Genomic DNA, 12,568 nt, shown 5'->3' with positions numbered 1-12,568 from the left:
CCATGCGCGTGCTCGTCGTCGACAACTACGACAGTTTTGTCTACAACCTGGTCCAGTACCTGGCCCAGCTCGGCGCCGACTGCACCGTCTGGCGGAACGACGTGGTGGACGTCGGCAAGCTCGGCGAGTTCGACGCGGTGCTCGTCTCTCCCGGCCCCGGCACCCCGGAACGCGCTGGTCAGAGCATGGACGTCATCCGCGAATGCGCCGAGAAGCGCATCCCGATGCTCGGCGTCTGCCTCGGTCACCAGGCCCTCGGCGTCGTCTTCGGCGCCACCGTCGACCGCGCCCCGGAACTGCTGCACGGCAAGACCAGTCAAGTCCACCATTCGGGCGACGGAGTACTCGCCGGGCTCCCCTCCGAATTCACCGCCACGCGGTACCACTCGCTGACCGTTCTGCCCGAAACCATCGACGACGCCGTGTTCGAGATCACAGGCCGCACCGAATCCGGTGTCGTGATGGGCATGCGGCACCGCGAGCTGCCGCTCGAAGGCGTCCAGTTCCACCCCGAATCCGTGCTCACTCAGGGCGGGCACCGGATGCTGGCGAACTGGATGGCTTCGGCCGGGCACCCGGTCCCCGACGCCACGGTCAACGAACTCGAGCAGGAGACCCGCGCGCTGCAGAAGGCCGCTGCTGCGTGACCTCGCTGATCCGGCTCGAAGGAGCCGGTAAGCGCTACGGCCGCGGCGAACCCGTGCTCGCCGACGTCGACCTCGACGTACCGGCGGGTCGCGTGATCGGCGTCCTCGGCTCGAACGGTTCGGGGAAGTCGACGCTGCTCAGGATCCTCGCGGCACTTTCACGGGTGACTTCGGGAAGCGTCGTGGGCAGCCCGCGTGTCGGCTACCTGCCGGACCGCTTCCCGGCGGGACAGCGGATGAGCGCCAGGGCGTACCTGCGGCATATGGCCCGCATCGACGGCCATGTCGACTTGTCGGCGATCGATCCGCTGCTGGACCGGCTGGCACTGGTCGGCGGCCCGGACGCGCCCTTGCGGACCCTGTCGAAGGGCAACGCCCAGAAAGTCGGCCTCGCGCAGGCCGTCCTCGCCGAGCCGGACCTGCTGATCCTCGACGAGCCTTGGTCCGGGCTCGACGTCGAAGCCCACACCGTGCTCGGCGAACTCGTCGCCGAGACCAAGGAACGGGGCGCGAGCGTGGTCTTCACCGACCACCGCGCGGCCGCCGTGCACGCCCACGCGGACGACGTCTATCGGATGGACGGCGGCCTCCTGACCCGCGTCGAAACGAGAGCCGAAAACGCGACGAGGATCGTCCTTCACGGGCCCGCCGGCGACTGGTCCTCGGAACCCGGCGTCAGTCAAGCCGTGGCCGAAGGCGGGAAGGTCGTCCTGACGGTCGAAGCCGGGCACACGGACGCGGTCCTGCTGCGTGCGCTCAACCGGGGCTTCTCGGTCCGGGAGGTGGCGCCGTGCTCGCCATGACCCGCTACTACCTCGCGCTGCTCGGCCATTCCCAGCGCTACCTTCCCGCGATCCTCGCCTACCTCGCGGTGAACACCGTGCTCTACACGGATCCGAAGTCGCCGCTGCTGCCGCAGTACGGGATCAGCGCCGGTTCGCTCCTGGTGGTCTCGTGCTGGCTGACGATCGCGATGCTCGACGTCGAGGACCCGGTCCAGCGGCTGGTGACCTTCAGCCACGCACGACGCTGGCGATCGGTCCTCGGCGGCGCCACCCTGGCCGTCTTCGGCTGCGCCGCGGTGCTGATCGTCGTGACACTGGGCTGGTCGGGCCTCCGCTCCGGCGGCTTCCCGATCGGCGCCCTCGCTCTCGGGGCCGCGGCGCACGCGTTGTGCGCGCTGTTCGGGATCGCTATCGGACTGCCCTGTTCGCGGCTGCTGGTCCCGCGCGTCGGTTGGTCCGTGCTGGCCGCGATCTTCGCGCTCGCGGCCGTGCTCCTGATCAAGTGGCTGCCGCTGGCCAACCCGCTGTTGCGGGCCCTGACCTCGCAACAACCGCTTGCCGTCCCGTTCACGGTGGCCGCGGTGGCGGCGGTCGCCGCCCTGCTGCTGAGCGCGACGGCCGTCGGACACCTGCTGCGGCGCAACGCCTGATGCCGCGTCTCATCGTGCTCAACGGCCCACCCGCCTGCGGGAAGTCGACGCTCGCCCGGCGGTACGCCGAAGATCACCCGTTGACGTTGGATCTCGACATCGACCGGATCCGGGGCCTGCTCGGTGCCTGGCGCGACGACCCCGCGAAAGCCGGAACGCTCGCCCGCGACCTCGCCGTGAGCGCCGCGCGGACCCATCTGCTCGCGGGCCGCGACGTGATCGTCCCGCAGTTCCTCGGCCGCGCCCCTTTCCTCGAACGACTGGAAACGCTCGCCAGGGAGACGGGCGCGGAGTTCCACGAGATCGTCCTCCTCGACACCAAGGACAACGTGCTCCGGCGGTTCGCCGAGCGCACCCGCGCCGCGGCCGAACCCGAACACGTCGAGGCGCACGAGATGCTGGGCGGCCCCGAACGGCTCGCGGCCATGTACGACAGGCTCGTGGCACTCGTCGCGACGCGACCGAAGGCGGTCGTGGTGCACACCAGCGCGGGGCGGATTCAGCAGGCCTACCAGGGACTTCTTCGCAGCTTGGCGCCTTAATCCCTGCTTCCGGCGACAGGCGTGCCGTCGCAGGTGAGGACAAAGCTGTCCCTTCTTCGACGGCACGCATGATGTTCGGCATGTCGTCGCACAGCTCGCGGTGGAGTCCTTGTGCGTGGTTCGAGCCGGTCGACAGGTGCCGGCCGTGTCCGCTTGATGCCTCTATGTGCGGTGTCGCGAGGGGTCGTGAGTGGCAAGGGCGGTTCTAACACTCTTTTTCACTCACGACCCCTCGTGAAACCGTGCAAATCGGGCATCACCCTCTGGGAACGAGTCCCTTATGGATGGTTGAGAAGGTGCCAGGTCTCTTTGGCGGGATCAGCCGGCATGAAAAGGGCCCCGCACGAAACCGTGCGGGGCCCTTTCGCGTCAGCGATCGATCACGGAGGCGGGAAGAGCCGCGAACTTGACGACGTCGGCGTCTCATCGCCTTCGACGATGAACAGCGTGATCGGCGCGTTCTTCGCGACCTTCGAACCGGCCTGCGGGTTGGTCTTGCTGACCTTGCCCGCGTCGTCCTTGTCACCGTTCTTGTCCGCCTGGGTGTTCAGCTGACCGCTCCAGCCCAGCTGCTGCAGCTGGCGCGTCGCCTGCTCCTCGGTCATGCCCTTCAGGTTCGGCATGTCGAAGGTCTCCTGGTTGCCGTTCGACACCGACAGCTTGACCACACTGCCGACGGGGACCTTGCCGCCGTTCGGGGTCTGGTCGATCACGGTGCCCTTGGGCTGGTCGGAGTCCACGGTGGTGACCTGCGGGGTGAATCCGGCCGCCTTCAACCCGGCCTCGGCCTCGGCCTGAGTCTTGCCCTTGTAGTTAGGGACCGTCTTCAGTTCCTGGGACTTCGCGACCGTGATGTCGACCTTGGCCCCCTGGTCGACCTCGGCCTGCGCGGCCGGGTTCTGTGACGTGACCTTGCCGGCTTCGTTCGGGTCGTTGCTCTCTTCCTCAGTGGTCGCACCGAGCTTCAGGCCTGCTTCGGTCAGGGCCGCAAGGGCCTCGGCCGCGGTCTTGCCCTTGAGGTCCGGCGTCTTGACCTTCTCCGGTTTCGCGCCGACGGTCAGCGTGATCTTCTCCGAGGTCGGCGTCATCTGCCCCTCGGCCGGGCTGATCGCGATGACCTTGTCGATCAGGTTCTCGTCGCAAGCGGGCAGGCCGTTGACGGCCTCACCGGTGCAGGGCACCTTCTTGGTGGGTTCGAACGAGTTGAACCCCGCGGCCCGGAGCGTGTCCTTCGCCGCGGACTCGAACTGGCCCGTGACCTTCGGGATCGCCTTGCTCTCCGCGCCGGTGCTGTTGAACGCGTTGGACAGCCACATGATCAGCAGCACCACGGCGGCCAGCGAGACCACGAGACCGGCGATGAGCCAGGCACGCCGCTTCTTCTTCGCGGCCGGGTCCTCTTCTTCGTCCTCGTACTGGTCGTAGCGCGGCGGCACCCGGCGGTCGGAGTCCATGACCTGGGTGCGCTCGTCCTCCGACATCACCATCGGCGCGGCCGGACGCTGGCCGGACAGCGTGCGGACCAGGTCCGAACGCATCTCCGCCGACGACTGGTACCGGTTCGCCGGGCCCTTCGCGAGCGCCTTGAGCACGACGGCGTCGAGCTCGGGCGCCACCGCCGGGTTCACCGACGACGGCGGGTTCGGGTCTTCCCGGACGTGCTGGTACGCCACCGCCACGGGCGAGTCGCCGGTGAAGGGCGGCTCGCCGGTGATGAGTTCGTACAGCACACAACCGGCGGCGTAGACGTCGGAACGCGCGTCGACGGACTCACCGCGCGCCTGCTCCGGCGAGAGGTACTGCGCCGTGCCGATCACCGCGGCGGTCTGCGTCATCGCGGACTGCCCGTCGTGCATGGCGCGCGCGATGCCGAAGTCCATCACCTTGACGGCGCCGTTCTTCGTGATCATCACGTTCGCCGGTTTGACGTCGCGGTGCACGATGCCGTGCCGGTGCGAGAAGTCCAGTGCCGCGCAGACGTCGGCCATGACCTCCATCGCCCGCTTCTGCGACATCGGCCCTTCGGTCTTCACGATGTCCCGCAGAGTCCGTCCTTCGACGTACTCCATGACGATGTAGGGCAGCGGGCCGAACTCGGTGTTCGTCTCGCCGGTGTCGTAGACGGCGACGATCGCCGGGTGGTTCAGTGCCGCCGCGTTCTGTGCCTCGCGACGGAAACGTTCTTGGAACTGGGGATCCCGCGCCAGATCGGCACGCAGGATCTTGATCGCCACCTCCCGGCCCAGGCGCACGTCGTGGCCGTGGTGGACCTCCGACATGCCTCCGTAGCCGAGCGTTTCGCCCAGCTCGTAGCGGTTGCTGAGCAGTCTTGGTGTGCTCATCTCTGCGTGCCGTTCCATTCCGTCCAAGGTTTGCTGCTCATCATTCCCGGATTCGCCTGTCCGGCCGGCTCCTCGGTGCCGCCCTCCGTCGGCACCGCTGGGTATGCGGATGTCGGCGAAGGACCTTCAGACTCCTTACCCGGAGCCGGCGCGTGTTCACTGGTTTCCACGCCGCCCGACTGCGGTCCGTTGCCCGAACCGACCAGTCTCACGATGAGGAAGGCGCCTGCCACCAGTACTGCGATCAGGATCACCGCGAGCAGTACCCACCAGCCCCATTGTGGCCGTCTGCCCGGCAGGCGGCGGACCGCCATCGGCGGCGGGCCGCTGACCGGGTGCATCGCCGGATGCGACGCAGGCCCGACGGCCACCATCGGGTTCGGCGGCGAATGCGGGCCGGGCTGCATCACGGGCTGACCCGCGGAGTACGCCACGTTCACCAGCCCCGACGGTGTCGGCAGCGGAAGCCCGGCGCGGACCGCGGCCACCGCGGCGGCGAACTCGCCACCGCTGTTGTACCGCTGTCTCGGATCCTTGATCAGGGTCGCTTCGATCACCGCGCGGGCGCCCGGTGGCACGTCCGGCGGCAGCGGCGGCGGGAGGTCGCGGATGTGCATCATCGCGACGGTCACCGCGTTCTCCGAAAGGAACGGCCGGTGCCCGGTGAGGCATTCGTAGCCGCATACGGCCAGCGAGTAGACGTCGCTCGCCGGTTCGGCGTTGTGCCCGAGCGCCTGCTCGGGTGCGATGTAGTGGGCGGTGCCCATCACCATGCCGGACCTGGTCACGGGGGCGGCGTCGGCGGCCTTCGCGACACCGAAGTCCGTGATCTTCACCTGCCCGGCCGGGGTCACCATGATGTTGCCCGGTTTGACGTCGCGGTGCACAAGACCGGTTTCGTGCGCGGCCTGCAGCGCGTTACCGGCCTGCTCCAAGATGTCCAAGGTGCGCTCGGCGTTCAGCCGTCCTTCGCGGGTGATGATCGCGGCCAGCGGATCGCCTTCGACCAGCTCCATCACCAGATACGCGATCGACAGCTCGTCCGCGACCGTCTCGCCGTAGTCGTGCACCGCGGCGATGCCGGGATGGTTCAGCGACGCGGTCATCCGCGCCTCGGTCCGGAACCGGTGCAGGAACTCCGCGTCGCCGGACAGCTCCGCCTTCAGGATCTTGACCGCGACCGTCCGGTCCAGCCGCGTGTCACTGGCCTGCCAGACCTCGCCCATCCCGCCGACGGCGATCCGGTTCGTCAGCTTGTACCGGTCGGCCAGCAGCTGACCCGAGGACAGCATCCGCTATCCACCCCCGAGCATGGCGTTGACGGCGGCGCGGCCGATCTCCGCGGCCACGGTGCCACCGGTCGCTTCGAGCCCGCGGTTACCCCCGGATTCGACGATCACCGAGACGGCGATCTTCGGGTCCATCGCCGGCGCGAACCCGGTGTACCAGGCGTGCGGCGGGGTGTTCTTCGGGTCGTTGCCGTGCTCGGCGGTGCCGGTCTTGGAGGCGATCTGGATGTCGCCGCGTTTGCCGGCGCCCTTCGTGTTCTCTTCCGACGCCAGCATCATGTCGCGCAGGATCGCGGCGTTCGCGCTGGACATCGCGGCGTCACCGGTCAGTTCGATCGGGGTGTAGTCCTCGATGGTCGACAGGTTCGGCGCCAGCAGCGACTGCACGAGCTGCGGTTTCATCGCCATCCCGTTGTTCGCGATGGTCGCGGAGAGCAGGCAGTCCTGCAGGGGCGTCAGCCGCACGTCGCGCTGGCCGATGGCGCTCTGGTACAGGGCCGCCTTCGATTCGAGCGGGCCGAGGGAGGATCCGGCGACCCGCATCGGCACGGTCAGGTCCTCGCCGACGCCGAAGTTCTTGGCCGTCGCGTTCAGCTTGTCCTTGCCGAGCTCGCCGGCGATTTCGGCGAAGGGCACGTTGCACGAGTACCGCAGCGCTTCCTTCAGCGTGCTGCCCTTGCAGGCCGCGCCGCCGTAGTTCTCCAGCGTCGTCTGCGTGCCGGGGAGCTTCACGTTGGGCGCGGTGTTGACCGGCATGTCCGCGGTCTTGCCGTCCTCGAGCGCGGCCGCGGTCACCAGCAGCTTGGCCGTCGAACCCGGCGGGTACGTCTCCGAGATCGCGCGGTTCAGCATCGGCTTCTTCGGATCGTCGCGCCACTGCGACCAGGCCGCGACCTGCTCCTTCGTGGTGTGAGAGGCCAGCTTGTTCGGGTCGAACGACGGCGTCGACACCATCGCGAGGATGCGCCCGGTCTTGGGCTCCATCGCGACCACCGCGCCGGTGTAGCCCTTCCGCGTCATCAGGTCGTACGCGGCCTTCTGCACGGCCGGGTTGATCGTCAGCCGCACGTTCCCGCCGCGCGGGTCGCGGCCGGTGACCATGTCCGAAAGACGCCGCACGAACAGCCGCGGGTCGGAACCGTTGAGGACGTCGTCCTCGGACCGCTCCAGACCGCCCGAGCCGTAGTTGATCGAGTAGTAGCCGGTGACCGGCGCGTACATCGGGCCGTCGGCGTAGGTCCGGATGAACTTGTACTTGTCGTTCGACGGGTCGACCTTCGCGAGCGCGGCGCCGTCGGGCGTCACGATCAGCCCTCGCTGGCGGGAGTACTCGTCGTAGAGCACGCGCACGTTGCGCGAGTCGGTGCGGTAGTCGTCGGCCTTGACCACCTGGATGTAGGTGGCGTTGGCCATCAGGAGCACCACCATGACGAGCATGGCGACACCCACCTTGCGGAGCGGGGTGTTCACGACGGGCTCCCCTCACCGGTCGCGGGCGGCCGCTGGACCATCACCGTGTGCGCTTCGGCGAGCGGCGCCTGCGGCTGCTGCGGCTTCGGCCGCACCGCGGGTTTGCGGGCGGCGTCGGAGATTCGGAGCAGGAGAGCCACCAGGATGTAGTTCGCGAGCAGTGAAGAACCACCGCGGGAGAGGAACGGGGCGGTGATCCCGGTGTTCGGGATCAGGTTCGTGACGCCGCCGACGACGACGAAGATCTGCATGACCAGGGCGAACGACAGACCGCCGCCGAGGAGTTTGCCGAAGGTGTCGCGCACGGCGAGGGCGCTGCGCATCCCGCGCATCGCCAGGATCAGGTACAGCATCAGCATCGCCGTGAGCCCGATCAGGCCGAGTTCCTCGCCGATCGCGGTGGTGATGAAGTCCGTCTTGGCCTCGGGGACCATATCCGGCCGCCCGGCGCCGAGGCCGGTCCCGCCGACCCCGCCGGTGCCGAGCCCGAACAGCCCCTGCGCGACCTGGTAGCCGCCGCCGGGGTCGTCGTAGGTGGCCAGCGGGTCGATCCAGTTCCGGACGCGCTGCTGGACGTGCGTGAACAGGTTGTAGGCGATGATCGCGCCGGCGGCGAAGAAGCCGACACCCAGCACGACCCAGATGACCCGCTCGGTGGCGACGTACAGCATCACCAGCGTGACACCGAAGAACAGCAGCGACGTGCCGAGGTCCTTCTCGAACACCAGCACGCCGAGGCAGGCGGCCGCCGCGATGAGGATCGGGCCGAGGTCACGCGCGCGCGGCAGCTCGACGCCGACGATCCGCTTGCCCGCGACCATGAACAGGTCGCGTTTCGTCACCAGGAACGAGGCGAAGAAGATCATCAGCAGGATCTTCGCGAACTCGCCCGGCTGGATCGAGAAGAACGGCAGCTTGATCCAGACCTTCGCGCCGTTGACCTCGGACAGGCTCGACGGCAGCACCGCGGGCAGCGCGAGCGCCACGATCCCGACCAGACCGCAGGTGTAGCCGTAGCGGGTCAGCGTGCGGTGATCGCTGATCACGACCAGCACCACCACGAACAGCACCAGCGAGATCGCCGTGAACAGCACCTGCTTGGTGACGTCCGGCGTGTACTCCCTGCCCTGCTGGATCGCGCGTTCCGCGAGCGCCAGGTCGATCCGGTGGATCATCACCAGGCCGAGCCCGTTCAGCAGCGCGACGCACGGCAGGATCACCGGGTCCGCGTACGGCGCCCAGCGGCGGACCGCCAGATGCGCCGCCGTCAGCACCGCGAGGTACGAGAGCCCCAGCCAGATGATCGAGCTGGTGAGTTCCTGCTCCTGGTTCGCCTCCACCAGCACGAGCGCGACGGTGACGATGAAGGTCGCGAACGCCAGGAGGACGAGTTCGGTGCCGCGCCGCTTGGGCAGCTCGCGCGGAGGGTTCGTGGCGAACTGGGCCGAAGCCGGATCGGCGAGCGGCGTGCTCATCAGTTACCGCCCCCTGGTGCTGCCGTGGTCGGCGTCGAGCAGTCCCTCCCCGCTGGCTGATTCGCCGGACTCGGCGAGGCGGGGGTAGAAGGGGCGGCAGCCGACGACGACACCGGCGGTGCCGGTTCGGTAGGCGGCGTGGAAGTCGAGCTGGAGTTCGGTTTGCAGTCGGCCAGCTGCTTGTGCGGCCGCAGGAAGTCGTCGATGTACTTGCGGGCGTCGTCGAGGTTGTCCTTCTTGACGCCGTTCTTCACCGCGATCCGCGCGTCCTCCTGCAGTGCCGGCACCAAGAGCTTGTCGGTGCACAGCCCGCCCGGCGGGCACGAGCCCTGCTCGAAGGCGTGCAGGTCGATGCCGAGGACACTGCCGGGGACGCCGCGATAGATCACGACCTCCTCGCCGGGACCCTCGCCGACGTAGTACTGGCTCAGCACGAAATACCGCGTGGCGATCGCCGCCGCGGCCAGCACGATCAGGACGACCACAGCTCCCGCCAGCCAGCGAAATCGCCTCCGGCGCTTGACCTTCGGGTCCTCCTGTTGGGGCTGGACCTCGGGCCGCGGCTGCGGCGCGGGCTGGGTCAGCGCGCGGGCGCGGGCGGCGGGGGAGTCGCCCTGGTGGAACTCGTCACTGCCGTCCCCGGCGGCGCCGCCCACGATGGGCGCGTCCTCACCGAAGTCGACGTCGACGACGTCGGCGATGATCACCGTGACGTTGTCCGTGCCGCCGCCCTTGAGCGCCAGCTCGATCATCCGGTCGGCGCAGGCCTGCGGATCCGGGATCTGGATCGCCTCGGACAGCGTCTCGTCACTGACCATGCCGGACAGGCCGTCCGAACAGATCAGGTACCGGTCACCGGCGCGGGCCTCACGCACGGTCAGGCTCGGCTCGACCTCATGGCCGGTGAGCGCCTTCAGCAGCAGCGACCGCTGCGGGTGCACCGCGGCCTCTTCCGGCGTGATCCGGCCCTGTTCGAGAAGTTCGTTGACGAAGCTGTCGTCCCGCGTGATCTGCGAGAACTGACCGCCGCGCATCAGATACGCCCGCGAGTCGCCGACGTGCACGACACCCATCCGCGAACCGGCGAACAGCACGGCGGTCAGGGTGGTGCCCATGCCGTCGAGGTCCGGGTCCTGCTGGACCAGTTCGGCGATGGCCGCGTTGCCGTTCTGGACGGCCTCACGCAGCTGAGCGAGAAGATCGTCGCTCGGATCGTCGTCGTCGAGTGGGGCGAGGGAGGCGATGACGACCTTGCTGGCCACCTCACCCGCGGCGTGACCGCCCATGCCGTCGGCGAGGGCGAGCAGGCGGGGACCGGCGTACACGGAGTCCTGGTTGCTGGAACGCACCAGGCCCCGGTCGCTGCGAGCCGCGTAGCGGAGGACGAGAGTCATGGGCGAAGCTCGATCACCGTTTTGCCGATCCGGATGGGGACTCCGAGCGGGACCCGGAGGGGTGCCGTGACCTTAGCCCGGTCGAGGTACGTCCCGTTCGTCGAGCCAAGATCTTCCACGTACCAATCCTCCCCGCGCAGGGCGATCCGGGCGTGGCGGGTCGACGCGTAGTCGTCGTCCAGCACCAGGGTCGAGTCGTCGGCGCGGCCGATCAGGATCGGCCTGCCGTCCAAGGCGATCCTGGTTCCTGCCAGCGCACCATGGGTCACGAGCAGCTGCTGCGGCGATTTCCCGCCGCGCGGCTTCTTGGTTTCCTTCTTCTTGCGACCGAACGTCGGGACGGCGACTCGCAGCCCGGAGGCCGCGTACAGATCCGAACGGACGACACGCAACGCGGCGAACACGAAGAGCCAGAGCAGCACGAGAAAGCCCACCCTGGTGAGTTGAACGACCAGCTCTGGCACTTGTTGTGTCCGCTCCCGTTTCTCCTGTACGCCGCGGAGAGCCCGTGCCGCCCGGGATGGTCGGCTCCGGACAGCGCTGCTCTCCGCGTACGACCCGAGGTGCCGATCCACCACAGGTCCCGCACCGCAATTCTGCGATACCCCCTCCGGACGCCGCCGGTCAGCCCTGCGTACGGAACACGAGAGACGAGTGGCCCACGCGGATCACGTCGCCGTCGGCCAGCTGCCAGGTCTGCACCGGGGTGCCGTTGACCGTCGTGCCGTTGGTCGAACCGATGTCCGCGAGCGTCGCGCTCTGGCCGTCCCAGGTGATCTCCAGGTGACGGCGCGAGACGCCGGTGTCCGGGAGCCGGAAGTCGGCGTCCTGGCCGCGGCCCACGACGTTCCCGCCCTGCTTCAGCGAGTACGAACGGTTCGAGCCGTCGTCGAGCTGGAGGCTCGCGGTGAGCTGACGCCCGGCCGCCGGCTGACCGCCGTAGCCGCCACCCTGCGCGTACGGGTCCGCGGCGGGCTGGCCGTACTGCTGCTGGCCGCCGCCGTACTGGTCGTACCCGCCCTGCTGCGGCTGGCCGCCGTACTGGTCATAGCCGGGCTGCTGCGCGGCGCCGCCGTAACCTTGGTCGTAGCCGGGCTGCTGCTGGGCGCCGCCGTATTGGTCGTAGCCGGGCTGCTGTGCTCCGCCGTAGCCCTGGTCGTAGCCGGGCTGCTGCTGGGCGCCGCCGTATTGGTCGTAGCCCGGTTGCTGTGCTCCGCCGTAGCCCTGGTCGTAGCCGGGCTGCTGCTGGGCGCCGCCGTATTGGTCGTAGCCGGGCTGCTGTGCTCCGCCGTAGCCCTGGTCGTAGCCGCCCTGCTGCTGGCCGCCATAACCCTGGTCGTACCCGGGCTGCTGCTGGCCAGCCTGCTGTCCGTAGCCGTACTGGCCCTGCTGGCCGTACGGGTCACCCTGGTCGTATTGGCCGTAGCCGGGGGGCTGGCTCATTGCTGGGTCTCCTGCGTTGCTGGGTCGTGCCGACCGTGGCGAACCTTCGGCGCCGTGGGGCTTGACGTCGGGATCGACGGACGAACGGGTCTTGAACTGTCCAGTATGCAGCGCCTCGTTGCGCTCGAGCGAAACTACGACGTCACCATAGGTGTCCCATCCGTGCTCGGCGAGGTGTTCCTTGACCGCCTCCGCCAACACCGAAGTGACCCGACGCTCGTCTCCGGCCATGCGCTCGTGATCAGCCTGCCCCAGCGACACGATGTAGTGATTGGGGGCGAGCTGTCGACCACCGGCCAGCTCACGAACGTTCTCCTCGCTCTCGCGCTCAAGCGCCACCGCCACTTCCTGCGTGACGACGTTGCCACCGAACATGCGCGCGAAGGTGTTGCCTACGAGGTTCTCGAGCCGTCTGTCAAAGCGTTCGACGCGGCCCACCGGGCAACCTCCTCACACGTGTGCTTCCCCGTCGATCCTATCCGGGTACGGCCAGTCGGACACGGCCCCCGGTGAAACCCGCGAAATCCGCCT

Annotated in this window: 11 protein-coding genes; 4 read left to right on the top strand and 7 right to left on the bottom strand. The window is 68.7% G+C overall.

The window, feature by feature from the left end; genetic code table 11:
* Positions 1-2: 2 nt before the first annotated feature.
* From AC0685_RS02300 to AC0685_RS02285, 4 genes are read left to right on the top strand one after another with little or no spacing between them, the layout of a single operon-like run.
* Positions 3-647 carry an aminodeoxychorismate/anthranilate synthase component II gene (locus AC0685_RS02300; protein WP_378434910.1) on the top strand — a complete coding sequence of 215 codons (645 nt, stop codon included), beginning with the start codon at positions 3-5 and terminating at the stop codon, positions 645-647.
* Complete coding sequence (locus AC0685_RS02295) at positions 644-1,450, top strand: ATP-binding cassette domain-containing protein (protein WP_478223887.1); 807 nt, start codon at positions 644-646, stop codon at positions 1,448-1,450. The genes AC0685_RS02300 and AC0685_RS02295 overlap by 4 nt, the downstream gene beginning before the upstream one ends.
* Positions 1,438-2,082, top strand: coding sequence for a hypothetical protein (locus tag AC0685_RS02290; RefSeq protein WP_478223886.1), 645 nt, complete (start codon positions 1,438-1,440; stop codon positions 2,080-2,082). Before AC0685_RS02295 ends, AC0685_RS02290 begins: the two co-directional genes overlap by 13 nt.
* Positions 2,082-2,624: an AAA family ATPase gene (locus tag AC0685_RS02285; protein ID WP_478223885.1), complete on the top strand. Its 543-nt coding sequence runs from the start codon at positions 2,082-2,084 to the stop codon at positions 2,622-2,624. The genes AC0685_RS02290 and AC0685_RS02285 overlap by 1 nt, the downstream gene beginning before the upstream one ends.
* 380 nt (positions 2,625-3,004) lie before the next feature.
* Here AC0685_RS02285 and pknB read toward each other — a convergent pair whose 3' ends face one another.
* The 7 genes from pknB to AC0685_RS02250 all read right to left on the bottom strand — a co-directional run bounded on the left by pknB (position 3,005) and on the right by AC0685_RS02250 (position 12,475).
* The gene (gene pknB, locus AC0685_RS02280; protein WP_478224440.1) at positions 3,005-4,966 is read right to left on the bottom strand and encodes a Stk1 family PASTA domain-containing Ser/Thr kinase; all 1,962 of its coding nucleotides are present in this window, start codon (positions 4,964-4,966) and stop codon (positions 3,005-3,007) included.
* The gene (locus AC0685_RS02275) at positions 4,963-6,258 is read right to left on the bottom strand and encodes a protein kinase domain-containing protein (protein WP_340686048.1); all 1,296 of its coding nucleotides are present in this window, start codon (positions 6,256-6,258) and stop codon (positions 4,963-4,965) included. Before AC0685_RS02275 ends, pknB begins: the two co-directional genes overlap by 4 nt.
* A gap of 3 nt (positions 6,259-6,261) precedes the next feature.
* On the bottom strand, positions 6,262-7,725 hold the full coding sequence (locus tag AC0685_RS02270; RefSeq protein ID WP_340686047.1) for a peptidoglycan D,D-transpeptidase FtsI family protein: 1,464 nt from the start codon (positions 7,723-7,725) through the stop codon (positions 6,262-6,264).
* Positions 7,722-9,200, bottom strand: a complete 1,479-nt coding sequence (locus AC0685_RS02265) for an FtsW/RodA/SpoVE family cell cycle protein (protein ID WP_340686046.1) — start codon at positions 9,198-9,200, stop codon at positions 7,722-7,724. Before AC0685_RS02265 ends, AC0685_RS02270 begins: the two co-directional genes overlap by 4 nt.
* Positions 9,200-10,594 (bottom strand): PP2C family protein-serine/threonine phosphatase, encoded by a 1,395-nt coding sequence (locus tag AC0685_RS02260; RefSeq protein ID WP_478223884.1) that lies wholly within the window; start codon positions 10,592-10,594, stop codon positions 9,200-9,202. The genes AC0685_RS02265 and AC0685_RS02260 overlap by 1 nt, the downstream gene beginning before the upstream one ends.
* Complete coding sequence (locus tag AC0685_RS02255; RefSeq protein WP_219146788.1) at positions 10,591-11,058, bottom strand: FHA domain-containing protein FhaB/FipA; 468 nt, start codon at positions 11,056-11,058, stop codon at positions 10,591-10,593. The genes AC0685_RS02260 and AC0685_RS02255 overlap by 4 nt, the downstream gene beginning before the upstream one ends.
* 160 nt (positions 11,059-11,218) lie before the next feature.
* Positions 11,219-12,475, bottom strand: a complete 1,257-nt coding sequence (locus AC0685_RS02250) for a DUF3662 and FHA domain-containing protein (RefSeq protein WP_478223883.1) — start codon at positions 12,473-12,475, stop codon at positions 11,219-11,221.
* Positions 12,476-12,568 lie beyond the last annotated feature (93 nt).

It is taken from the genome of Amycolatopsis sp. NPDC043889, from assembly GCF_056435645.1.
This window is presented reverse-complemented; position numbering and strand designations above follow the sequence as displayed.